The 21,615-nt window shown below is 71.3% G+C and carries 20 protein-coding genes; 2 read left to right on the plus strand and 18 right to left on the minus strand.

The genetic code is table 11. The features are described 5' to 3' along the window. Positions 1-51 precede the first annotated feature (51 nt). Both ACIQM4_RS02370 and ACIQM4_RS02375 read right to left on the minus strand, forming a co-directional pair. Positions 52-738: a response regulator gene (locus ACIQM4_RS02370; protein ID WP_401584822.1), complete on the minus strand. Its 687-nt coding sequence runs from the start codon at positions 736-738 to the stop codon at positions 52-54. Next, a complete protein-coding gene (locus ACIQM4_RS02375) occupies positions 735-2,567 on the minus strand; it encodes an ATP-binding protein (protein ID WP_401584825.1) in 1,833 nt (610 codons plus the stop codon). The genes ACIQM4_RS02370 and ACIQM4_RS02375 overlap by 4 nt, the downstream gene beginning before the upstream one ends. 187 nt (positions 2,568-2,754) lie before the next feature. Between ACIQM4_RS02375 and ACIQM4_RS02380 the strand changes: the two genes are divergently transcribed. Next, the gene (locus tag ACIQM4_RS02380; RefSeq protein ID WP_401584827.1) at positions 2,755-4,173 is read left to right on the plus strand and encodes a cation:dicarboxylate symporter family transporter; all 1,419 of its coding nucleotides are present in this window, start codon (positions 2,755-2,757) and stop codon (positions 4,171-4,173) included. 102 nt (positions 4,174-4,275) lie between these two features. Here the strand turns inward: ACIQM4_RS02380 and ACIQM4_RS02385 are convergent, their stop codons facing one another. The 6 genes from ACIQM4_RS02385 to ACIQM4_RS02410 form a co-directional block, all read right to left on the minus strand. Beyond that, complete coding sequence (locus tag ACIQM4_RS02385) at positions 4,276-5,313, minus strand: alpha-hydroxy acid oxidase (RefSeq protein ID WP_401584830.1); 1,038 nt, start codon at positions 5,311-5,313, stop codon at positions 4,276-4,278. After that, complete coding sequence (locus ACIQM4_RS02390) at positions 5,310-6,722, minus strand: MFS transporter (RefSeq protein ID WP_401584833.1); 1,413 nt, start codon at positions 6,720-6,722, stop codon at positions 5,310-5,312. The genes ACIQM4_RS02385 and ACIQM4_RS02390 overlap by 4 nt, the downstream gene beginning before the upstream one ends. Positions 6,723-6,785: 63 nt before the next feature. Further along, positions 6,786-7,637 carry an inositol monophosphatase family protein gene (locus ACIQM4_RS02395; protein WP_401584836.1) on the minus strand — a complete coding sequence of 284 codons (852 nt, stop codon included), beginning with the start codon at positions 7,635-7,637 and terminating at the stop codon, positions 6,786-6,788. Continuing rightward, a complete protein-coding gene (locus tag ACIQM4_RS02400; RefSeq protein ID WP_401584839.1) occupies positions 7,634-8,170 on the minus strand; it encodes an NUDIX hydrolase in 537 nt (178 codons plus the stop codon). The genes ACIQM4_RS02395 and ACIQM4_RS02400 overlap by 4 nt, the downstream gene beginning before the upstream one ends. A gap of 21 nt (positions 8,171-8,191) precedes the next feature. Beyond that, a complete protein-coding gene (locus tag ACIQM4_RS02405; protein WP_401584841.1) occupies positions 8,192-9,367 on the minus strand; it encodes a DegT/DnrJ/EryC1/StrS family aminotransferase in 1,176 nt (391 codons plus the stop codon). 48 nt (positions 9,368-9,415) lie between these two features. After that, positions 9,416-10,459, minus strand: coding sequence for an NAD-dependent epimerase/dehydratase family protein (locus tag ACIQM4_RS02410; RefSeq protein ID WP_401584843.1), 1,044 nt, complete (start codon positions 10,457-10,459; stop codon positions 9,416-9,418). Between the two features lie 238 nt (positions 10,460-10,697). Here ACIQM4_RS02410 and ACIQM4_RS02415 point away from each other — a divergent pair, with 238 nt between their 5' ends. Further along, positions 10,698-11,999: a condensation domain-containing protein gene (locus ACIQM4_RS02415; protein WP_401584846.1), complete on the plus strand. Its 1,302-nt coding sequence runs from the start codon at positions 10,698-10,700 to the stop codon at positions 11,997-11,999. A gap of 118 nt (positions 12,000-12,117) precedes the next feature. On the opposite strand, the gene ACIQM4_RS02420 is transcribed toward ACIQM4_RS02415, so the two are convergent. The 10 genes from ACIQM4_RS02420 to ACIQM4_RS02465 form a co-directional block, all read right to left on the minus strand. Further along, positions 12,118-12,594, minus strand: coding sequence for a response regulator transcription factor (locus ACIQM4_RS02420; RefSeq protein WP_401584849.1), 477 nt, complete (start codon positions 12,592-12,594; stop codon positions 12,118-12,120). A 104-nt stretch (positions 12,595-12,698) separates the two neighbouring features. Further along, the gene (locus tag ACIQM4_RS02425) at positions 12,699-13,259 is read right to left on the minus strand and encodes a flavin reductase family protein (RefSeq protein ID WP_401584851.1); all 561 of its coding nucleotides are present in this window, start codon (positions 13,257-13,259) and stop codon (positions 12,699-12,701) included. Between the two features lie 42 nt (positions 13,260-13,301). Next, entirely contained in the window at positions 13,302-13,928 is a 627-nt protein-coding gene (locus ACIQM4_RS02430) for a 4'-phosphopantetheinyl transferase family protein (RefSeq protein ID WP_401584853.1), read from the minus strand. After that, a complete protein-coding gene (locus tag ACIQM4_RS02435) occupies positions 13,925-15,094 on the minus strand; it encodes an acyl-CoA dehydrogenase family protein (RefSeq protein ID WP_401584855.1) in 1,170 nt (389 codons plus the stop codon). Before ACIQM4_RS02435 ends, ACIQM4_RS02430 begins: the two co-directional genes overlap by 4 nt. Next, positions 15,084-16,292 (minus strand): acyl-CoA dehydrogenase family protein, encoded by a 1,209-nt coding sequence (locus ACIQM4_RS02440; protein WP_401584858.1) that lies wholly within the window; start codon positions 16,290-16,292, stop codon positions 15,084-15,086. Before ACIQM4_RS02440 ends, ACIQM4_RS02435 begins: the two co-directional genes overlap by 11 nt. After that, positions 16,289-16,540, minus strand: a complete 252-nt coding sequence (locus tag ACIQM4_RS02445) for a phosphopantetheine-binding protein (RefSeq protein ID WP_401584861.1) — start codon at positions 16,538-16,540, stop codon at positions 16,289-16,291. The genes ACIQM4_RS02440 and ACIQM4_RS02445 overlap by 4 nt, the downstream gene beginning before the upstream one ends. Further along, entirely contained in the window at positions 16,537-17,958 is a 1,422-nt protein-coding gene (locus tag ACIQM4_RS02450) for a type III PLP-dependent enzyme (protein ID WP_401584864.1), read from the minus strand. The genes ACIQM4_RS02445 and ACIQM4_RS02450 overlap by 4 nt, the downstream gene beginning before the upstream one ends. Further along, positions 17,955-19,604, minus strand: coding sequence for a class I adenylate-forming enzyme family protein (locus ACIQM4_RS02455; protein WP_401584866.1), 1,650 nt, complete (start codon positions 19,602-19,604; stop codon positions 17,955-17,957). Before ACIQM4_RS02455 ends, ACIQM4_RS02450 begins: the two co-directional genes overlap by 4 nt. Continuing rightward, a complete protein-coding gene (locus ACIQM4_RS02460; protein ID WP_401584869.1) occupies positions 19,601-19,927 on the minus strand; it encodes an acyl carrier protein in 327 nt (108 codons plus the stop codon). The genes ACIQM4_RS02455 and ACIQM4_RS02460 overlap by 4 nt, the downstream gene beginning before the upstream one ends. Then, the gene (locus ACIQM4_RS02465; RefSeq protein WP_401584872.1) at positions 19,924-21,528 is read right to left on the minus strand and encodes an amino acid adenylation domain-containing protein; all 1,605 of its coding nucleotides are present in this window, start codon (positions 21,526-21,528) and stop codon (positions 19,924-19,926) included. Before ACIQM4_RS02465 ends, ACIQM4_RS02460 begins: the two co-directional genes overlap by 4 nt. Positions 21,529-21,615 lie beyond the last annotated feature (87 nt).

The raw sequence follows: 21,615 nt of genomic DNA on the forward strand, positions 1-21,615 counted from the left end.
CGGCGCACCGAAACTGCGGGAACGGATGCCGGGCCTGCGGTACTTGCCGCGTCACGCCTGCGAAGTCAGCCAGCGGTACGCGTACTCGGGGCGGCCGACGTTGCCGTACTGCGGGGTGCGGGCGCCGCGGCCCGTGGTGACCAGGTGTTCCAGGTAACGGCGCGCGGTGATACGGGAGATGCCCACGGTCTCCGCGGTGGCGGCGGCGGTGACGCCCTCGGCGGGCGCGTCGCGCAGTGCGCGGGTCACCCTTTCCAGGGTGGGGCCGCTGAGCCCCTTCGGCAGGGCCGCGGGGCCGGGCACGCGCAGGGTGGCCAGCGCGCGGTCCACCTCGTCCTGGCCGGTGGCCTCGCCCGCGGCGGTACGGAACTCGGCGTACCGGGTGAGGCGGTCGCGGAGGGTGGCGAAGGTGAAGGGCTTCAGCACGTACTGGACCACACCGAGGGAGACACCCTCGCGCACGACCGCGAGATCGCGGGCCGACGTGACGGCGATGACGTCCGTGCGGTGGCCCGCGGCCCGCAGGGTGCGGGCCAGTTGGAGTCCGTGGCCGTCGGGGAGGTGCAGATCCAGCAGCAGGAGGTCGACCTCCACGCGGTCCAGGGCGCGTTTCGCCTCGGCCGCGCTGTGCGCCCTGCCCACCGCACGGAAGCCGGGGACGCGGTTGACGTAGAGGACGTGGGCGTCGGCGGCCACGGGGTCGTCCTCGACGACCAGGACCCGGATGGGCTCTGTCACGTGATGCCTCCGTCTGCCGGCGCAGTCCGCGTACCGGACACCTTGTTGTCTGCGCCCGGCGGCGGGGCCGGCGTAGCGGGCGTCTCGCCACCGGCACCCGGCAGCCCCGCCGGCGTACCGGACGTCTTGTCGTCGGCACCCGGCAGCCCCGCCGGCGTACCGGACGTCTTGTCGCCCGCACCCGGCAGCCCCGCCGGCGTACCGGACGCCTCGTCGTCCGCCCCCGGCACCGTGGCCGTCGTCCGCAGGTGCGCCTCGAACTCCGCCCCGCCCCCGGCCGCCTCCCGCACCGTAAGCGTCCCGCCGTGCTTTGTCACCGTCTGGTGGACCAGGGCCAGGCCGAGGCCGCGCCCCGCCGTGGCCTTGGTCGACCAGCCGCGCCGGAAGACCGCGTCGGTGTGGGCCGGGTCGACGCCGGGGCCGGTGTCGGTCACCCGCAGCGTCAGTCCCGCCTCGTCCGCGCGTGCCGTCACCGTCACCCGGGCGGCGGGCGATCCCTGGGCCGCGTCCACCGCGTTGTCGAGCAGGTTGCCCAGGACCGTCACCAGGTCGCGGGCCGGCAGGTCCGCGGGGAGCATGCCGTCGTCGATGCTGCTGTCGGCCGAGACCACCAGCTCCACGCCGTGTTCGTTCGCCTGGGCGGCCTTGCCCAGGAGCAGCGCGGCGAGTACCGGTTCGCTCACGGCCGCGACCACCTGGTCCGTCAGCGTCTGGGCCAGCTCAAGCTCGGCGGTGGCGAAGTCGACGGCCTCGTCCGCGCGGCCCAGCTCGATGAGGGAGACCACCGTGTGCAGGCGGTTCGCCGCCTCGTGGGCCTGCGAGCGAAGCGCCCGCGTGAACCCGCGCTCCGAGTCGAGTTCGCCGGTCAGCGCCTGGAGTTCGGTGTGGTCGCGCAACGTCACCACCGTGCCGCGCCGTTCGCCGCCCGACACGGGCGAGGTGTTCACCACGACCACCCGGTCCGCCGTCAGGTGCAGTTCGTCCACGCGCGGTTCGGTCGCGAGCAGCGCGCCCGTCAGCGGGGCGGGCAGACCGAGCTCGGCGACGTTCCGGCCGACGAGGTCGCCCGACACGCCGAGCAGCCCGCGCCCTCCGTCGTTGATGAGGGCGATGCGCCGCTGCCCGTCCAGCATCAGGAGCCCCTCGCGCACCGCGTGCAGCGCGGCCTCGTGGTAGTCGTGCATGCGGCTCAGCTCGGCGGCGTTCATGCCGTGGGTGTGCCGGCGCAGACGGGCGTTGATGACGTACGTACCGATCGCGCCCAGCGCGAGCGCGCCCACCGCGACGCCGAGCAGGGCGAGGAGCTGGCCGCGCGCCTTCTGGCTGATCTCCTCGATCGTGATGCCCGCGCTGACCAGGCCCGTGATGCGGGCCGACCCGCCGTCGGCGAGGATCGGCGTGACCACGCGCACCGAGGGACCCAGCGTCCCGGTGTACGTCTCCGTGAAGGTCTCGCCGCGCAGTGCCCGGGCCCGGTGCCCCAGGAAGCGCTCGCCGATCTCGTTCTCGTCGGGGTGGGTCCAGCGGATGCCGTCGGGGTCCATGATCGTGACGAAGTCGACCCCGGTGTGCCGGCGCACGTCGGTCGCGTACGGCTGGAGGGTCGCCGTCGGATTCTCGCCACGCGCGGCCTCCCGTACCGAGGGGGAGTCCGCGACCGCCCGCGCCGCGGCCGTCGCCTGGCGACGCGCGCTCTCCTCCGCCTGCTGCCGGTCGCTCAGGAACGTGAACAGGGCGCAACCGGCCACCACGACGGCGACCAGCACGATCTGCATCGCGAAGAGCTGCCCGGCGAGACTGCGCGGCCGGGGCGAACGGGCAAGGGGCATGTGGCCAGTTTGCCTCCCCTCGTAAGCGCGAACTAAATGAACGCAAGGGTGACCGTCCTCACAGGACGAGAGATAGTCACCGGGATTCGCATGCCCACGACGTGAGCCGCACGCCCAGGCCGCACCAGTACGTGACACCCACGCACTGGCCGAAAAACGCCGACGTAGTCGTTCAAGGAGGGCCCTCGTGGCCGACACCACCGACAGCCAGGTGACACCGGCACCCGCTGCGAAGCGGGACCGGACCCACTATCTGTACATCGCCGTCATCATCGCCGTAGTCCTCGGTATCGGTGTCGGCCTGCTCGTGCCCGACTTCGCCAAGGAGCTCAAGCCGGTCGGTACCGGCTTCGTGAACCTGATCAAGATGATGATCTCGCCGATCATCTTCTGCACGATCGTCCTCGGCGTCGGTTCCGTCCGTAAGGCGGCCAAGGTCGGCAAGGTCGGCGGCCTCGCGCTCGCCTACTTCGTCGCGATGTCGGTCGTCGCCCTCGCCATCGGCCTGGTGGTCGGCAACATCCTGCACCCAGGCTCGGGCATGGACCTCACGGACACCGAGAAGGGCGCGGGCCACGAGGCCGCCGAAGAGGCGGACAAGGGACTCGTCGACTTCGCGCTCGGCATCATCCCCAAGACGATGGTCTCCGCCTTCACCGAGGGCGAGGTGCTGCAGACGCTGCTCGTCGCGTTGCTCGTGGGCTTCGCGCTGCAGGCGATGGGCCGCGCCGGGGAGCCGGTCCTGCGCGGCATCGGGCACATCCAGCGGCTGGTCTTCCGCATACTCGGCATGATCATGTGGGCCGCTCCGGTCGGTGCCTTCGGGGCGATGGCCGCGGTGGTCGGTGAGACCGGCACGGACGCCCTGAAGGCCCTCGCCACGATCATGGTCGGGTTCTACGTCACCTGCGCGCTGTTCATCCTGATCGTGCTCGGCTCGCTGCTGCGCCTGGTGACCGGCGTCAACCTCTTCAAGCTCCTCAAGTACCTGGGCCGTGAGTTCCTGCTCATCCTGTCCACCTCCTCGTCCGAGTCCGCGCTCCCGCGGCTCATCGCGAAGATGGAGCACCTGGGCGTCAGCCGTCCGGTCGTCGGCATCACCGTCCCGACGGGCTACTCCTTCAACCTCGACGGCACGATGATCTACCTGACCATGTCGTCGCTGTTCATCGCCGAGGCGATGGACCAGCCGCTCGGCGTCGGCGAGCAGATCTCCCTGCTGCTGTTCATGATGATCGCTTCCAAGGGCGCCGCGGGTGTGTCGGGCTCCGGCATCGCCGTCCTGGCCAGCGGTCTGCAATCGCACAAGCCGGGCCTGGTGGATGGCGTCGGCCTGATCATCGGCGTCGACCGCTTCATGAGCGAGGCCCGCGCGCTGACCAACTTCGCCGGCAACGCAGTGGCGACGCTCCTGATCGGCACGTGGACCAAGGAGGTCGACCGCGAGCGGGTCGACCTCGTACTGGACGGGAAGCTGCCGTTCGACGAGAAGACGCTGCTGGACGAAAGCGCGCACCAGCCCGAGGGCGCGGCCACCGCCGAGGAGCCGGCGAACGGCCTCCCGGTCCAGCCGGGCAGCAGCGACAAGAAGTCCCTCACCACCTGAGGTCTTTCGTTCGGACCAGGCCGGGCTTCATGCCGGGCGCGCCCTGTCACGCGCGCCCGGCATCGGCATGTCGCGCACAGGCTGCTTTTCCTCGGGCCGGGTTCAGCCCGGCTGGACGAGGTCCCGGGTGATGTCGGCCGTCGTGGCGCACCCGGCCAGGGCCATGGCGTGGGACAGCTGCTCCCGGTAGGAGTGGAGCAGCGACTCCACACCGGCCGCGCCGGCCAGCGCCAGTGCCCACAGGACGGGGCGCCCGACAAGGACGGCATCGGCGCCGATGGCCAGTGCCACCAGAACGTCCAGGCCGGTCAGGACGGCGCCGTCCACCAGCACCGGCACCCGTCCGGCCACCGCCTGGACCACCGGTGCCAGGGCCCGGCCCGTGGGCAGGACCCGGTCGAGCTGCCGGCCACCGTGGTTGGAGACGATGACGCCCCGGGCGCCGGCCTCGACACAGGTGAGCGCGTCGTCGGGACGGAGGACCCCCTTGACGAGGACCGGCAGGCCGGACAGGTCACGTAGCCACGCGATGGCACTCGGCGTCAGGGAGGGGTCCTGTTCGAGGGCTGCGGGCCGCGTGGCGGGGTCGGACAGGCGGGCGCCGACGTCGCCGTGGCCGAACGGCAGGGGGCCGAGCCGGGCACCCCGGGGGGTGACGTAGGGCGCGTCGACGGTGAGGACCAGAGCCTGCGCCCCGGCGGCAGCAACCCGCTTCACGTACTTCTCCGTGAGTACTCGGTCGCGCAGGCAGTAGATCTGGGCCCACCAGGGGCCCGCCGCCCCTGCCACCTCCTCGGGCGGGCGACTGGAACGCGCGGAGAGCGTCAGCAGCGAACCGGCCGACGCGGCGCCCTCGGCGGTGGCGATCTCCCCCTGCGCGGTGGCGAGGCTGTGGAAGGCGGTGGGCGCCACGACGACCGGGGCGCGGAGCTCGGCGCCGAGCAAGGTGGTGCGGGTGTCCACCGAGGAGACGTCGCGCAGCACCCGCGGGGCAATTCGCCATTCGCGCCACGCGTCGGGGGCCTCGCGGCGGGAGAGGTCCTCGCCGGACCCGGCCGAGTAGAAGGCGAACGAGGTGGGGTCCAGCCGTCGGCGGGCCCGCTCGGCAAGGTCCGGGCCGGCGGCGATCGGGTCCGTCATGTCCGGTCACCGCCACGGGAGTTACCGCCTGGGGACTTCGGGGCGGTGGAGGCGAGGGGCGGGTTCTGCCACCGGCGGCCGTTCTCCCAGTACGCCTGCACCTCGGCGAGCGTCCGGCCCGTGGTGTCGGGGACCTGGGCGTACACGTAGCACCAGGCGATGACGTTCACGGCGAGCAGCAGGCAGAAGACGGTGGTGCCGCCCAGGGCGGAGAGCGCGCTGAGGAAGAACTGGGCGATGATCAGGTTGGCGCTCAGGTTGGACAGGAGCATCACCGACGCGCCCGGACCGCGCAGCCGGGTGGGGAAGCCTTCGGCGGCGAACACCCAGATCAACGCTCCGAAACCGGCGTTGAAGCCGATCGCGAAGACCGCGAGCCCGAGCAGGCCGGCCGGAGCCGGCAGGAACTCGGCGAAGACGCCGACGAGCAGCAGATGGCCCGCGGTCATGAGAGCCGTGCCGGTGAGCAGCGCGGTGCGTCGGCCGACCCGGTCGATCGCCACGGCGCACACCAAAGCTGCGACGGCGGACAGCAGCTGGATGAAACCGGGAAGCACGAGCAGGCTGAAGTCACCCTCGTAGCCCATGCGTTGGAAGATGCGCGGGCTGAAGTAGCCGATGGCGCTGATGCCGGTGATCTGGACGAGGAAGCCGAGGATGATGACGAAGAAGGTCAGTTTCCGGTACTTCGCACTGAACAGTTCCCGCACCCGGTTCTTCGCCAGACCGGCGGAAGGCGGCGCCTCGGGGGCGGTGTCCGGCTCGGGGGTGCCCAGGATGCGGTGCGCGTCGGCCGCCTGGCGGGGACGCTGTCTCATCAGGTACCAGCTCGGTGTCTCCGGCAGCCGCAGCAGGGAAAGGGCGGCAGCGGCGGCGCAGAGCGCGGGGATGACGAGCATGGTCCGCCAGTGGCCGCCGCCGGCCAGCAGATAGCTGACGAAGTAGGTCGCCGCGCACCCGGCCGCCGTGGCGCACTGGTAGAGCACGGCGACCCGGCCCCGTATCGCCGTACGGACGGACTCGGCGATGAGGATGGGCGCGATGACGATGAGCACACCCATGGTCATGCCGAGTACCACGCGGGTGCCCACCAGCATGACGGAGTTGACGGACAGGGCGGACACGACCGTGGTGACGGCGCAGACGGCCGCGGCGACGGCGAGCGTCCTGCGCCGGCCCACGGCGTGGGACAGCCGTCCGGCCAGCAGGGTTCCCGCCATGAGCCCCACGACGGGACCGGCGTACAGCGTGCCCTGCTCCAGGGGGGAGAGGTGGAACGCCTCGGTGACGAGGATCTGCGCGCCGGCCATCGCCGTGCCGTCGTAGCCGTAGGTCAGGCCCAGCAGGACGACGGCGAGACCGACCGTGGTGCCGGGCCGGCGGAGGGGACGCCCAGTGATTGTTGGCATCGAGGAGGATCCGTCGCTTTCCGCTCGGGGGCTTCTCGTACGTACGGGTGGTACGAGCCGTGTTCAGTCGGTCGGGGGACCTGTCCGCCGGCCGGGCGCCGCTGACTGCCGGCCCAGCTCCGCGAGTGGTTCCAGGGCGCCGTCGGCCGCGAGAATGACCTCGTACACCAGGTCGGCCTTGGACAGCGGGTCGCGGAAGTCCAGCGGGCGTCCGGCCAGGTCCGTGGAGGCTCCGCCGGCCTCCGCCAGCACGCATGCCGGTGCGGCGACGTCCCAGATGCGGCAGCTTCGGTGGACGAACCCGGCGTAGGCGCCGTCGATCACGAGGGCCGCGTCGAAGACGCTGTTGCTGGTCCGGATGCCGAGGCACTGGGCGGCGACGGCCGTCATGAGGCGGGCGTCCTCGGCCATCCGCTCCGGTTCCGCCTTGTCCATGCCGTACGCCACCAGCCGGCCCTCCAGCCCGGTGCAGGCAGGGGTACGCACGGGAACCCCGTCGCGGAACGCCCCGCGGCCGCGCTGCGCGAGGTACCGCCGGCCCAGCGCCGGCAAGGTGATCCCCGCGGCCAGCAGGCCCCGGTCGTCCACGGCGGCGAGCATGGCACCGTAGAGCGGGCTGCCTGCCGCGTAGTTGCTGGTGCCGTCCAGTGGGTCGATGATCCACGTGACGGGTCCGGAGCCCTCCCGGACGCCGGTCTCCTCCTCGATGACCGAGTGGGAGGGGAAGTCCCGGTCGAGCGCCGAGACGATCATCTTTCCGATGGCGTGGTCGGCCGCCGTGGTGATCTGGTTGCTGTCCTCGGGCTTCACCTCGACGACCTCTACCGCCCCGCCGGGACCGCGGCCGGCGTGCCGCGCGGCCAGTTCGTCCGCCCGGTCCAGGACCGCGTCGAGCCAGGGCAGGTAGTCGGTCATCGCCGCACCGCCCCTCGGGCCGTGCGCACGACCGTCCGGTCCGGCGCGCCGCGGGGGGCGGCCGGGGAGGCGTCCCCGTACCTGTCGCGGTACATGTCGAGGATGGGGCGCTCCGGTGTGATGACGTCGGGCGGGAGGTCGTCGATGTCGAAGAACGCCGCCGCGGTGTTCTCGACCCGGTCGGGCACCACGGTGGAACCGGCGGGCAGGGGAGCGACGTAGGCGGCCGTGACGTTGTGCACCTCGTCGCCGTTCGGGTAGCGGTAGAAGAAGTCCGGCCCCCCGGAGAACAGGCCCAGCAGGTCGAGTTCGCCGACGACGAGCCCCGTCTCCTCCAGAACCTCCCTGCGGGCGGTCTCCTCGAAGGACTCGCCGGGATCCATCAGCCCCCCGGGCAGCCCCCACCCGCCGGTGTCGGCGCGGGCCAGCAGCAGCACCCTCCCGCGGTCGTCGGTGACCACCACCGACGACCCCGGGAAGATGACGGGCCGGTGGCCCACCAGGGAGCGCAGCTCGGCTACGTAGTCGTTCATCCGTCGTCCTTTCGGCGGTGGTCAGACCGCGTGCGAAAAGCCATCGACATGTGCCCGGCGCACCACGTCACAAACGCGGTCGACGTCATGCTCCGGCATGTGCGAGTAGAGCGGGAGGGTGATCATCCGTTCGGACAGCCGGTCTGTCACAGGCAAGGCGGCCGGGGCCGTTTCCGAGCGGTACGCGGTCTGGCGGTGCAGCGGCGGGTCGAAGTAGAAGCGGGTGCTGATGCCTTCGCCGGACAGGCTCTTGGCGAGTTGGGTGCGGTCCGTGCCGAACACCTCGGGGGCGACCTGGACCCCGAAGTCCTTGTACGAACTGCGGGCGCCTTCGGGCACGTCCTGGAAGGTCAGCCCCGGCAGGTCGGCGAGATTGCGCCGATAGCGCCGGACCAGTGACAGCCGGCGCTCCAGCCAGTGCGGGAAGCGCTCCAGCGCGGACAGGCCCACCAGCGCGGACAGTTCGGGCATGCGCGCGTTCAGTCCGACGAAACGGGCGTCGTAGTCACCGGGGTTGCCGTACTCGCGGCCGGTCCGCAGTTCCTGGGCCAGGCTGTCGTCGTTGGTGGTGACCAGTCCGCCCTCGCCCGCCGACAGCGGCTTGGTGGGGCTCAGGCTGAACACCTCCGCGAGTCCCTTGCTGCCGACCATGGTCCCGTCGGGGTAGCGGCTGCCGAAGCCGTGCGCCGCGTCCAGCACGAGGGGCGTGTGGCTGCCGGCCGCCTGCTGGAGTCCGGCGACGTCGCACGGCGCGCCAAAGGTGTGCATGCCGACGACCGCGCCCGCGGCCGGGGCCACCTCGGCGCAGGCGGCCGGGTCGAGGGTCCAGGTGCGTGGGTCGCTGTCGGCGAAGAGGACGTTCTGGGCGTTCCAGGCGGCGACATGGCCGGTCGCCATGAAGGTGAAGCTCGGCACCACGACGTCCTTGCCCCTGCCGATGGAGCGCAGGACCAGCATCAGGCCGGCTGTGCAGTTGCTGACCGCCACCGCATGGCGCACCCCGAGGTACTCGGCGACCGCCTCCTCGAAGCGGCCGACCCACACTCCGTTGGTCAGCATCCCCGACCTCAGGACCTCGTCCATCCTGCTCAGCAGGGCGCTGTCCGGTTCGACGGTGGGCCGCACCAGCGGGATGGGCGGGCGGTCACCGGTTTGTGACGGTGCCGGGTGCGTGGTGGCGGTGCTGACGGTCTTCATGCGGTGTTCCTCTCGAACGGACCGGAGGGATCAGACGGATCAGTCGGGTCAGACGGACGCGATGGGGGAGAACATGCCGATGTGGGCGCCACCGGCCGGCGCGGCGGCGGTGAGCGTGTCCCGCGCCGTGAGTGAGTTCTGCGCCGTGAGGAAGTTGCTGTACTTGGCGTCGGTGAAGTCCAGGTAGCGTCCGTGGGCCATGGCGTCCCGAATCTCGCGGACCGAGTCGACCACGCCGAACCGGCGCTGGAAGAGCCTGTCCCGGCGGATGCGCTCGAAGTTGACCCGGTAGTTGCGCGGATCGGCGGCCTCGTCCTGGACGGTGACGCGGGTGCCGGGGATCTCCCGGGCGATGATCTCCCCGATCTGCGCCATCTGGTAGTTCTCCTCCCCGGAACCGCAGTTGTAGAGAGTCGGAACGGTGCTGTCCGTCGCGGCCTGGAGCGCCCTCGCCGCGTCCTGGACGTGGAGGAAGGGCCGCCACTGCCGGCCGCCGTGAACGGCGACCTCGCCACGGGAGACCGCATGGGCGGTCATGACGTTCACCGCGAGGTCGAAGCGCATGCGGTCGGACAGTCCGTGGACGGTGGCGAACCTCAGGATGTGCGCGTTGAGAGCGCTGCCGGCGAGGGACAGCAGGTAGTGCTCCGCCATGATCTTCGACTGGGCGTAGACCGACTGGGGGTTGAGGGGCGACCAGATGTCGACTTCCTCGTCGTTCTCGGTGGCTCCGTAGTTGCTGCAGGTCGAGGCGAACACGAGGGTGGCGACGCCGGCCTTCTGGCACGCCTCCGCGACCCGTACCGTGCCCACGTAGTTGGTCTGCCAGGCGAGGTCGGTGTCCAGACCGCACGCCGGATCGCCCACGACCGCGGCCAGGTGGATGACGGCGTCCGCACCGCGCAGGGCGGACTGCCACTCTCCCGGTTCGCGGATGTCCCCGGCCACGTAGGTGACCCGGGAGCCGGCGATCCTCGCGCCGGGCACCAAGGAGTTGTCGACGACGGTGACGCGCACTCCACGGGCGGCGAGTTGACGGGCCAGCGTCGATCCCACATAGCCCTGCCCGCCGGTGATCAGTATGGAAGTCACGATGTTTCTCCTCCGATGGACGTTCGCGCCGATTACCCTGGCCGATTTCCCCTGACGGAGAGAACGCACCTCAACCGCAGTGCGTCCGGCTCGAATCGACACCTCGACCAGGTCCCCGGTGGGCGGGAATTGATGCCCCGCCACCTTGACCCCTGTTTCAGGGACGTGCAGGGAATGACGATACGGAATACGGTGCACAGTCATCGCCGTGCCCGAATTCCCCGAAGGAGCCAGTGGAATGAATTTCCCCCTCCTCGCCGAGCAACACAGCATGCTCTACGCGCAGACTCTCCTGGGGCCGGGAGTGGCGCACAACATGACATTCACCCTTCCGCTCCCTGCAGGCGTCGAAGAGGCACGCGTCCGGGACGCCGTGGTCCGCTTCTGCGAGCATCAGGCTGCTCTGCGCACGGCGTTGCGCGACAGCCCGCCCACGGCCCAGTGGACGGGAGACCTCTGCCCCCGGCCGGTGACGATCGAGACCACCGACGTCACGCGGACCGTACGGGAACGCCTGGCCGCACTGCACCTCGCGGAACTCGGTCCGGCCGCGGAGCCGGTGCGGGCGGCCTTCGAGCTCGTACGGGGGGCCGACGGGCAGACCGCCCTCGTCGTCGCCATGGACCATCTGGTGTCCGACGCCCGCTCCTCGGTCGTCGCCGCAGGCCAACTGGCAGCCCTGATCGAGGACGGCCGGCACCCCGGGCTCCCCGGGCCGAACGCCTACGCCGACCTCTGCCGGCAGCGGGCGGCGGACGGTGAGCGGGGTGCGGCTCCCGAGACCACCGCCTGGCGCTCAGCCCTGGAGACCGTCTCCCCGCTGCACGACCCCACACTGCGCGGCGTCACCGGCCCCGCGGTCCTCAGCCAACGCGACCACCTGCACGGCGGCGCGGAACTGGACCGCACGATCCAGCAACTGAGCGTGGAACTCGGCGTGTCGGAGTTCACCGCCATCTCCACGCTCCTCTCACTGGCGCTGTGGCAGCGCACGGGACAGCGCGACTTCGTCGTCCAGACCCCCGTCTCCACCCGTCGGCGACAGCAGGCCGGCGAAGTCGTCGGCTACTTCATCAACGAGCGGCCGCTGGTCTGCCACGTCCGGGAGGACCGCAGCCTTGCGGAGCACGCCCAGGAGATGTACCGCGCCTCGATGCGCGCCGTCCGCCACTCGCGGCTCTCGGTCCCGCGGCTGGCACAGGAGATACCCGCCTATCGGGCGGTACTTGAGGAGGAGGGCGTCAGCTACGTCCAGCTGCACGTCAGCCGCGGTACCGGCGAGCTGCCGGGCAGCGGGCGTCCCGGCCCTGACGCCTCGGCCCCCCGGACGACGGAACTCGGTCCGTTCCGGCCCGGCCTGCCCATGACGTGTACGACGGTCCGATTCGACTTCGACCCGCGGCAGACGCTGGTGCGCAGCTTCTTCGGCGGCCCGCGCCCGGGGGCTGGTTCGGCCGGAGAGATCGCCGACAAGGTGGTGGCCCTGCTGCGCGCGGCGGGCGGCGCGGGCCACCAGCCGGTGGCCAAGCTGGTGGAGTGAGCAAGGGCCGGGCACACGTTCGCTGCGACGCCTTCGAGGCGTCGCAGCGAACCTGTGCCCGGCCCGGCAACGGCCTTGTGTCCGTCCGGCGCGCGGCCGATGCCCTGTACGAGATTTCCTAGCTCCGGTACCGTTCCGCGGCTCTGGCGAGTTCGGCCTTGTTTCCCAGGCCGAGCTTGGCCCGTATGCGCTTGAGATAGGTGTCGATGGTATGCGGACTTATCCCGATGCGGCGTGCTACCTGGTTACGGGTCAATCCGTCGGCGACGAGAAGCAGGGTCTCTTTTTCCCGGGTGGACAACTGAGGTGACTGCGCCGCCGCGCACGGCGTGTCCTCACCTGCTTTCCCGCTCCCGACGACGCGCTTCAACTCCCGGCCACCGTCCACGATCCCCGGCAATTCGCTCTCCGTGCACGTGGAATTCCCGGAGCCGTCCCAGTTTCGTTCGAGGGCCTCTGCGGCAGCCGCCAGTACGGTCGGCAACACGCTGTCCCCTCCTTCGACGCGGCCCATCACGAACCTGGAAACCACCACCACGCACGCGTCGTTTTCCGCATTTCCGTGTACGACGTCCCGCACTTGTTCCGGGGTCATGTCTCCCCTCAGTATCGCCACGGTGTAAGAGCTGCATCCCGGGGCGTCGGATCTCGTCGATGAGTTGTCTCCTAAGAAATCGGCTGACAGGGTCGGCACAGGTCTCATCCTTCCGTCAGATGGCGGCGGCCCCTGTTGTGCAGGACGACGGGAGCCACGTCCTGCGTGTACAGGTGGCCGACCGGACGGCCGATCACCAGGACGTGATCGGTGTAGGGGAACGTGGCGCACACGGTGAACAGCGCCGCGGCCGAGGCGCCGCTCAACAGCGTCGGCCCTGCCGGGTGCAGAGGGACCACGCCGTCGAACCGTTCGTGCGCCGGCGCGGTCGCGAACTGGTCGATGAGTTGACGCTGTTCCCAGCTCAGGATGTTGAGTCCGAACATGCCCGAGGCCCGGACGGTCCGCAGGGTCCGGCTCGCCGCGGACAGACACACCGCGATCATCGGCGGACGCAGGGACCAGGACAGTACGGCGTTGACGGTGCAGCCGGTGGGCGCCTCGTCACCGTGCCGGGCGGTGACCACCGAGACTCCGCTGGGCCAAGAGGTCATGAAGGCGCGGAAGTCCTCCGCTCCCGCACCACCGGGGGGCCCGGCCGCGGTGGGGTCGACGGACGAGGCGGGGGTGGACTGCGTCGTGGTAGCGAGCGGGTGAGCCGTCATGGCGATACCTCCGTAGGGTGGGAGATGAGGGAACGGGCAGGGTCACACCTGGCCGACGGACGAGGTGGCCACGGCCAGCGCCACCGGCTCGACGTGCGGCAGCGACCGCCAGGCGACGCCGTGCCAGAGACCGTGCGGTTCGTTGAGCTGCACCGGCACCCGCCAAGGTGCCCCGGCAAGCCCCAGCCGCATGGCCTTGACCACCGCCTCCTGGACCGCCCAGACGCGGGCGAACGCGACGCGTGCCTCCGAGGGGCCCAGCGCGAGGAGCGCCTGCGCCTGCGCGCCGCAGCACCGGCGGACCATCCGCTCGTTGACCACCGGCGGAGGCTCCTGGACGTCGACGCCCACCGGGCCGTCGAGCCGGACCGCCACCGCCGTGTGACGGGTCGAATGGGAGATGGACACGCCCGGACCGCCGTGCGCCACGCGGGGCGCCCCCCGGGCGTCGAGGCACAACGGGATCCGGCTCGGGTCGGCGCCGGTGAGCTCCGCCACCAGGTGGCGCACCAGGCTCCGGCCGTGCACGAATTCCCGGCGCCGGTGCGGTGGCATGCCCGCGCACCTGGCGCGTTCCTCCGGCGACAGTACGGTGTCGTCCTGTTGTCCGTGTTCCGGCCTCGGCAGGACGCGGACGAACGCTGCGGAGCCGACTCGAACGAGGGTCATGGCCGGGGCCCTTCCCGTCCCGAGGCGCCCGGGAGCCCCTCGGCGATCAGCTCCAGCATGGTCTCCGTACTCCCTCCGGCGATCGCGAAGGCCCGGACGTCCTGGGCTGTACGCAACAGGGCACTGTCGGAGGCGAGTCCGGCCGCTCCGGCGAGGTGGAGGCAGGTGTCCGCCACCTCCCCGGCCAGCGGACCGACCGTGGCCTTGACCACGGCAGCGTCGGCGAGCGGGAAACGGCCGGTCACGGAGGTGCGGGTGACGATGTCGTCGACGAGGGCCTCCAGGAGCCGGACCCGGGCGAGCAGGCCGCCCAGGCGTTGCCGTACGACGGACTCCGCCCACAGGGCGCGGCCGGCCAGTTGGCGCCGCGAGGCGTCGTCGGCGGCGGTGGCAAGCAGCCGACGGCACAGTGCGGCCGTCCACATGCCACCCGCCAGACGTTCGGCGCCCATCTGGGTCGTGAAGGCGACCATGCCTCTGCCTGGCCGCCCCAACATCGCCTCCGCCGGCAGCCGGACACCGTCCAGGGCCAGGGAGCCGAGACCCGCGCCGTCCAGCAACGGGGTGTCCAGCGGTTCGACCGTCACGCCGCGCGCGTCGGCGGGCACCGTGACGAGACAGAAGTCCGAGAAGTGCCGGCCGGCGCGGTGGCGGGCCAGGACGAGGAAGTGATCGGCCCACCGCGCGCCCGTGATCCAGCTCTTGTGCCCGTCGATCACCAGCGCGTCACCGTCCCGGCGCGCGGTGGTTGTCAGCCCCAACAGGTCGGACCCCGCCGCTCCCGAGTCCGTCGCGGCCAGGGCGGCCGTCGCCCGGCCGCGGACCAGCGGGCCGGACCGTTCCTGGCCGGCCAGCCGCAGCGACAGCGGGGCAATCGTCGACAGGTGCAGGAGGCAGGCCAGTTGGGCGCCGTTGGACACCCTGCCGGTGAGGGCACCGAGGACGCTCTGCAGGAGAGGCAGCCGCAGTGGCTGTTGCGGGTCACGTCCCGACAGGCAGTCCGCGACGACTCCGGCCTCCCCGAGGGCGCCGATCAGTGTCCGGCCATCGGCCGGGGAAGCTGGGTCCGCCATGGAGTCCAGGGCGTGTTCCAGGCGGGTGAGCGTACCGTCGCAAGAGGTGGCGTCCGACGCCTGGGCCACCGCGAGGGTCCGCTCAGCCGGCAAGGGAGACCTCCCTGTCGAGCAGGCACATGGCGCCGTTCGCCGCGAGCAGACGGTCGTCCGCGTAGTTGAGGCTGGCCGACCTGAGATCGCGGAACAGCCGCTCCAGCGGAAGGTCGGCGTGACGCATGTATCCGTGGCGCAGACCGACCACCCGGATCAGCTCGTCGACACAGGCGAAGGAACGCTCCGCCGTAAAGATCTTCAGGGCGTTCAACCGCAGTTGCACGGGCTGAGACTCGGCGTCGGCGGCGCTACGACGCCCGTCGCTCTCCGCGGTCACCTGGGCGAGCAGGGCGGCCATGGCGTCGAGATCCATCCGGACCCTGGCCAGCCGGCTGCGCAACTGCTGTCCGGAGAGGTCGAACTGACTTCGTCCCGCCGGCGACCGGAGCAGGTTCAGGACGGCACGGAGCGCGCCGCGGACGGCGCCGAGCCAGCACGCGGCCCAGGCGATGTGACCCGCGGGGACGAAGTCGGCCACCGCGACGTCCTTGAACGCGCCGCGCCGCCCCACGACCGCGCTCGCGTCCACGGTGCCGTGCAGCCGCAGCGGGATGCTGTGCGTGCCGCGCATGCCCATCGGGTTCCACCGGTCGACCCCCTCCTCCACCGTGAGGCGGTCGCGATCGGCGTACACGGCCGTCACCGCGTGGGAGGCCGCGTCGACGCCGTCCCGCAAGGTGATCAGGAAGCCGTCGGCGTGCCCCCCGCCGGTGACGATGGGCGCGTCCCGGTCGAACCGGAGCGCGCCGTCACCCTCGTCGGTCAACGGGGAGCGGGCGCTCAGCAAGTGCCCGCCCTTGAACTTCTCGCTGGTGACGGAGGCGACGTACACCTCACCGCGGGCGATGCGGGGCAGCAGTTCCGCCCGCAGACCGGGGCTGCCGTGCCGGACGAGGGCGGCGACCTGCTGGCAGTGCATCGCCCAGATCATGGCTGTCGAGAGGCACTCCCCGGCCAGCTCCTGCGCGACGTGCGCCAGGTCCGTCAGGCTGCCGCCCAGCCCGCCGTGCTCACTCGGGACCAGCAGACCCATCAGCCCACTCTCGCGCAGCGCCGCCAGACCGCGCACGGGGAAAGCGGCGTCGTGGTCGATCTGCTTGGCATCCGCCCGCAGTACCGGCAGTACGGCCTCGACGCGTGCGGCGATCGGCGCCGCCTGCCGGTCGGTCACGGGAACTGTCGCGGCGGCGCTCATGCGGCCTCCTCCGCCGCCTGCTGGTCCACGACGGCGCGCAGGCTGGACGGAGTGGCGAAGGTTTCGGCGTTCATGGCCGAGTCCGGGACGGTGATGCCCGCCTCCTCCTCTATGTCGAACAGCAGCTCCATGGCCTGCATCGAGTCGAGCCCGAGCTGTGTGAGGTTGGCGTCGTCGCGCAGCGGCTGGTCGGCCGGCAGGTAGGGCAGCCGGGCGCGCAGCAGGTTCTCGAACTGATCGTTTGTCATGCGTGTACTCCTTCGGTGTGGTGGACGGGGTACGAGGGCCCGTTCGCTTCGGGGTCGACCGGGTCACGGGTCATGCGCAGTCGGGACGCCGAGACGACGTGTCCGCCGTCGAGGACGATCTCGACGGGCAGCGCGTGCCCGAGGAAGGCGACGAGGCTGGCGGACAAGCCGTAGGCCCCGACGTTGGGGATGGCGAGCACATCGCCCGTGTCCATGGCGGGAAGGGGGATGTTGCGGCTCAGGGTGTCGAGGGGGGTGCACAGAGGTCCTGCGAGTACGCCCGGTTGCTGCGACTCGACGTCGGAGGCGGTCCGGGTCCCGGGCCGGTTCGCGTGCGTGGGCCGGGGATCGGGCTCGTACGGATGCGTGGGCCGGGGATCGGGCTCGTACGGACGCGTGGCCCGGGGATCGGCCTCGTACGCGTGCGTGGACCCGTGATCGTCGGTCTCCGCGGCCCGGATGACGTCGGGGGAGACCGGAGGCACCCGCCGGAGCCCCGACATGCCGCCGAGGTGGTGGATCCCGGTGTCCAGGACGGTGAACCGTGTCCCCTTGGACTCCTTGGTGTCCAGGACGGTGGTCAGCAGATGGCCGCAGTCCCCCGTGAGGTAGCGGCCCGACTCGAACGCGACGGTGATGTCCCCGTCGCGCCAGCCAGGCAGACCGCCGTCCAGAACGGACGCCAGTTCCGTGGCCAGGGCGGGGAAGACCGGGCGCTCGCCGCTTCGGGCGAACGGGGTCCCGAAACCGCCCCCGAGATCGATGGTCCTGAGGTGGTCGCCCAGCGACGCACGCAGCTCGGCGGCCAGTTCGACCCCGATGGTGAACTGCCGCAGCAGCCGTTCCTGCTCACCGATGTTGGTCCCCATGTACAGGTGCAGGCCCGTCACCCGAGCCATGTCATGGCCCTGGAACAGATGCGGTTCCCGCAGGATCCACGAGGCGTCCGCGCCGAACTGCGACGCGGTTCCGGTCATGGACAACCCCATGCCGGGCACGGCCTGATCGGCGTTGACCCGCAGCAGGCAGTCGGCCGGCACACCGATCCGTTCGGCCTGACCGGCGATGCGGGCGAGGTCGGTCGGGGAGTCCACGGAGAAGTGGGTGACCCGGCGGGCGAGGGCGTTCAGGACGGTGCTCTCGCTCTTGGCCGGGGCCGTCAGCAGGATCCGCTCCGGCGCCACCCCCGCCGCGAGCGCGGCATCGAGTTCCCCGCACGAGGCGACCTCGGTCCGGCAGCCCAGCCCGGCGAGACAGGCGATCACCTGGGGGTGCGGATTGGCCTTGACGGAGTAGTACAGCTCGGCCCCGGACGGCAGTGCGGCCCGCAGGTCGGCGTGGGCGGAACGGATCATCTGGAGGTCGTAGACGTAGGCGGGGGTGCCGTAGGTCAGCGCGAGGTCGGCCAGGAGTGTCATACGGCGGCCCCGGGTGCACGCAGCGTCTCGGCCAGTGCCCGCTTGTCGACCTTGCCGTTGACACTCAGCGGAAGCTCGTCGAGGACCCGGTACGCGGACGGGAGTTTTACCGGGTCGAGGCGCTCGCCCAGTTCCTTGGCCAGGTGGGTTACGGGCATGTCGGCGCTGACCGCCAGTACCGCCTCGTGTCCGTCGGCCGGTGGCAGCACGGCGGCGAGGCGGACTCCCGGGATGTCCAGCGCGGCGGCCTCCACCTCCACGGCGCTCACCCGGAAGCCGCGCTGCTTGTACTGGTCGTCGTCGCGGCCCGCGAAGTACAGGTAGCCGTCGGCGTCGACCCGGCCGCGATCGCCCGTACGCAGCAGCGGCTGGCCGATCTCGTCCCGTGCGAACCGGGCGGCGGTCAGTTCGGGGGCGCGCCAGTAACCCGCCATCACGTGCGGTCCGCGGACCACGAGTTCCCCCGTCTGCCCGGCCGGCAGGGGCAGGCCGTCAGGGCCGGCGGCGTAGACCTCGGTGTCCCTCAGCGGACGGCCGACTGAGCCGGGGCGTACCAGGTCGAGGTCCGGTTCCCCGATCGAGACGCGTTTGCACTCGGTGAGTCCGTACATGGGGACCACGGCGAGGTTGGGGACGGCCTGGCGGAGCTGGGCGCTGAGACCGGGGGAGAGCGCCGCACCCGTGTTGGTGACGAGCCGCAGGGGCGGCGGAGCACTGTCGGACCGGGCCAGGAGCCGGAGCAGGTTGGAGGCAAGCGAGGGGACCAGCGGGAGGACGGTGGCGCCGTGGTCGCGCAGCGCCGTGAGCAGGCCGGGACCGGCCTGACTGCTGTCGCCGAGCACGAGATGGGCGCCGGACGCGCAGGCCAGGTAGACCTGGTAGAGGCCGTAGTCGAAGGAGAGCGGAAGGCAGGAGAAGATACGGTCGCCGGCTTGGTACCGGAGCACTTCCTGCACGGCGGAGGCCGCGAAGAGGACCTGGCGGTGGGTGGAGACGACCGCCTTGGGCATGGCGGTGCTGCCGGAGGTGTAGGTGAGAGCGACGGCGTCGACCGATATGCAGGGCTGACGGCTCTCGGCCGATGGTGGTGCTGCGTCGACGGGCACGCGGGGCTGTCGGTTGTCGGCCGATGGTGAAGCGGCAGCAAGCGGCACATCGGTCTGTCGGTTGTCGGCAGATGGTGACGCGGCAGCAACCGACGCACCGGTCTGTCGGCTCTCGGCCTCTCGTGACGTCGCAACGACCGGTGACGACTGTGTGCGTGCGTCGTACCACTGCACGGTGCACCCGCTCTGACCTTCTACGTGGGCTGCGGCCTCCCCGGTGGCAAGGACGACCGCGGGCTCACTGTCGGCCAGGATGTGGCGCAGGTGGTAGGGCCGTGTCTGGTCGCTCACCACGCAGTACATCGCGCCCAGCCGGGAGGCGGCGAAGAGCGCGGCGACCGTCTCGGCGGCGTGGGGGGCGAGGACCAGTACCCGGTCGCCGCGGCCGACCCCCTGGTCGGCGAGGTGCGCGGCCAGCACCTGACTGTGCTCCCGCAGCTCCCGGTAGGTCCAGGTGGTGTCCCCCCGGGTGAGTGCCGGCGCGTCGGGGGTGCTCGCCGACTGTCGGTCGAGCAGGTCGTGGAGCAGGGTGACGGTCATGTGGCTGCCTCCTCGGGGGAGTTGGGCCCCGCGGGGCCTGCGGACAGGAAGAGTGCGGCGAGGGAGCCGAGCGTCTCGAACGCCTCCGGCACGATGCGCTCGGGAGGAACCTCGCGGCCGAACCGCTCCTCCAGGCCGTCCAGTACGGCCACCACGGCCAGCGAGTCGAACCCGGGGAGGTCGAACAGCGAGGCTGCGGAACGCACTTGGTCCGCGGACAGGCCGAGGTGGTCGGCCACCAGCCCGGCCGCCTCGTTCTCCAGTGCCAACACGTCCGCCTCCAGTGCCACCAGGTCCGCCCGCGGCTGCGCGACGCCGCTCATCGGGCGCCTCCCGCCGAGGGAAGGGCGAGGTCGCGCAGTGCGGAGCGCGCGACCTTGCCGGTGCTGGTGCGCGGCAGTTCGGGCACGACGCTGAGGGATCCGGGCACCATGTAGGCGGGCATCCTGGTGCGGCAGTGCTGGGTGAGTACCTTGGACAGTTCTGACTCGGGCAGGTCCGTTCCGGCGCCGGAGGGCACGACCAGGGCGGTGAGCGTGTTGGTCAGCCGTGGGTCAGGTACGGCCAGAACGGCCACGTCGGCAACCATCGGGTGATCGCCGAGGACCGCTTCCACCTCACCGAGTTCGACGCGGTAGCCGCGGGTCTTGACCAGTCCGTCCCGCCGGCCCAGCAGGTGCAGCAGCCCGTCGTCGCCACGCCGGGCGAAGTCACCGGTCGCGTAGAAGCGGTGCGGGCCCGATTCGCTGGTCGCGACCACCGTGGTGTCCGCCGACAGCTCGGGGCGGTTGAGGTAGCCGGGGGTCACCGAGTCCCCGGCGATCAGTATCTCGCCCTCCACCGCGGCCCGTTCGGTGACTGTGCCGTCCGCCGTGCGCAGGGCGAGGGTGACTCCGGGCACGGGGTGGCCGAGCGGGACCCGACCGCTCTCCACGTCGTGGGGTGCTACGTCGAACGCGGTGACCACGTTGGTCTCGATGGGTCCGTAGAGGTTGGCGATCCGAGCCGGGGAGACGGCTGCCAGGAAGGACGCCAGCGCACTCGGCCGGAACTCCTCACCGGCGTAGAGAACTTGACGCAGGTCGGGCAGGCTGCCGGGCTTCAGGGAGCCGCGGTGCAGGAGCGCGGTCAGGGCGGACGGTACGGCGTACAGGTGGCTGATGCGGCGTTCCTGAAGGAAGCGCGTCAACGCCTGCGGGAAGAGGGCGGTTCGCTCCGGAACCAGGTGCAGGGTCGCACCGGCGGCGAGGCCCACATAGACGTCGTACACGGGCAGGTCGAAGTGGAGAGGGGCGTGCACAGCCACTTGGTCGCCGCGGTGCAGCGGGTAGGCGCTGCCGACCGAGTCCAGGAAGGACATGACGTTGCGACGGCTGATCACCACGCCCTTGGGGGTCCCGGTGGAGCCGGAGGTGTAGAGGACGTACGCCTCCGCGTCCGCCTCCGTGCGGACGCCATCGACCTGATCGCCGACCACCGGACGGTGCTCCGCAGCGGTGGAGAGCGGGGGTGCGACCGCGTCCAGGTGCCGGCGCAGGGTGGTGAGGTCGCCGGGATTCTCCGGGAGTACGAGGACGGGAACCGACAGGTCCGCGTCCTCCCGCTCGGGTCGCGTGGTGATGAGCAACGCGCACGAGGCGTCGCGCAGCACGAACTGCCGGCGCTCGGCCGGAGATGCGGGGTCGAGCGGTACGTAGGAGCGGTCGCTGTCGAGGACTGCCAACATGGCCGCGACGGTGGTGGGCACCTTGTGCGTCTCGATGGCGATGCGTCCGTGGTCAGGGGACAGCCGCCGCAGGCAAGCCGATATCGCGTCGACGGCGCCCCGCAACTCGCCGTACGAAACCGGCCGTTCCGCTTCCTCCAGTGCGACGGTTTCCGGATGTCGCGCGGCCGTGTCCAGAATGCGTTCGTACCAGAACATTGTTCTCCTGACCTGTGTCTGAGGGGAACGGACGTCGTTTCACAGGAATTCGTGTCACAGAAAGTCGCTGCACAGGGAGTCGCTGCA

This window comes from Streptomyces sp. NPDC091272, from assembly GCF_044757485.1.
Lineage (GTDB): Bacteria > Actinomycetota > Actinomycetes > Streptomycetales > Streptomycetaceae > Streptomyces.

Excerpts from the sequence above, each read along its gene's own strand:
- ACIQM4_RS02375 (WP_401584825.1), bottom strand. The coding sequence starts at position 2,567 with ATGCCCCTTGCCCGTTCGCCCCGGCCGCGCAGTCTCGCCGGGCAGCTC.
- ACIQM4_RS02385 (WP_401584830.1), bottom strand. The coding sequence starts at position 5,313 with ATGACGGACCCGATCGCCGCCGGCCCGGACCTTGCCGAGCGGGCCCGC.
- ACIQM4_RS02390 (WP_401584833.1), bottom strand. The coding sequence starts at position 6,722 with ATGCCAACAATCACTGGGCGTCCCCTCCGCCGGCCCGGCACCACGGTC.
- ACIQM4_RS02395 (WP_401584836.1), bottom strand. The coding sequence starts at position 7,637 with ATGACCGACTACCTGCCCTGGCTCGACGCGGTCCTGGACCGGGCGGAC.
- ACIQM4_RS02400 (WP_401584839.1), bottom strand. The coding sequence starts at position 8,170 with ATGAACGACTACGTAGCCGAGCTGCGCTCCCTGGTGGGCCACCGGCCC.
- ACIQM4_RS02405 (WP_401584841.1), bottom strand. The coding sequence starts at position 9,367 with ATGAAGACCGTCAGCACCGCCACCACGCACCCGGCACCGTCACAAACC.
- ACIQM4_RS02415 (WP_401584846.1), top strand. The coding sequence starts at position 10,698 with ATGAATTTCCCCCTCCTCGCCGAGCAACACAGCATGCTCTACGCGCAG.
- ACIQM4_RS02420 (WP_401584849.1), bottom strand. The coding sequence starts at position 12,594 with ATGACCCCGGAACAAGTGCGGGACGTCGTACACGGAAATGCGGAAAAC.
- ACIQM4_RS02425 (WP_401584851.1), bottom strand. The coding sequence starts at position 13,259 with ATGACGGCTCACCCGCTCGCTACCACGACGCAGTCCACCCCCGCCTCG.
- ACIQM4_RS02430 (WP_401584853.1), bottom strand. The coding sequence starts at position 13,928 with ATGACCCTCGTTCGAGTCGGCTCCGCAGCGTTCGTCCGCGTCCTGCCG.
- ACIQM4_RS02440 (WP_401584858.1), bottom strand. The coding sequence starts at position 16,292 with ATGAGCGCCGCCGCGACAGTTCCCGTGACCGACCGGCAGGCGGCGCCG.
- ACIQM4_RS02445 (WP_401584861.1), bottom strand. The coding sequence starts at position 16,540 with ATGACAAACGATCAGTTCGAGAACCTGCTGCGCGCCCGGCTGCCCTAC.
- ACIQM4_RS02450 (WP_401584864.1), bottom strand. The coding sequence starts at position 17,958 with ATGACACTCCTGGCCGACCTCGCGCTGACCTACGGCACCCCCGCCTAC.
- ACIQM4_RS02455 (WP_401584866.1), bottom strand. The coding sequence starts at position 19,604 with ATGACCGTCACCCTGCTCCACGACCTGCTCGACCGACAGTCGGCGAGC.
- ACIQM4_RS02460 (WP_401584869.1), bottom strand. The coding sequence starts at position 19,927 with ATGAGCGGCGTCGCGCAGCCGCGGGCGGACCTGGTGGCACTGGAGGCG.
- ACIQM4_RS02465 (WP_401584872.1), bottom strand. The coding sequence starts at position 21,528 with ATGTTCTGGTACGAACGCATTCTGGACACGGCCGCGCGACATCCGGAA.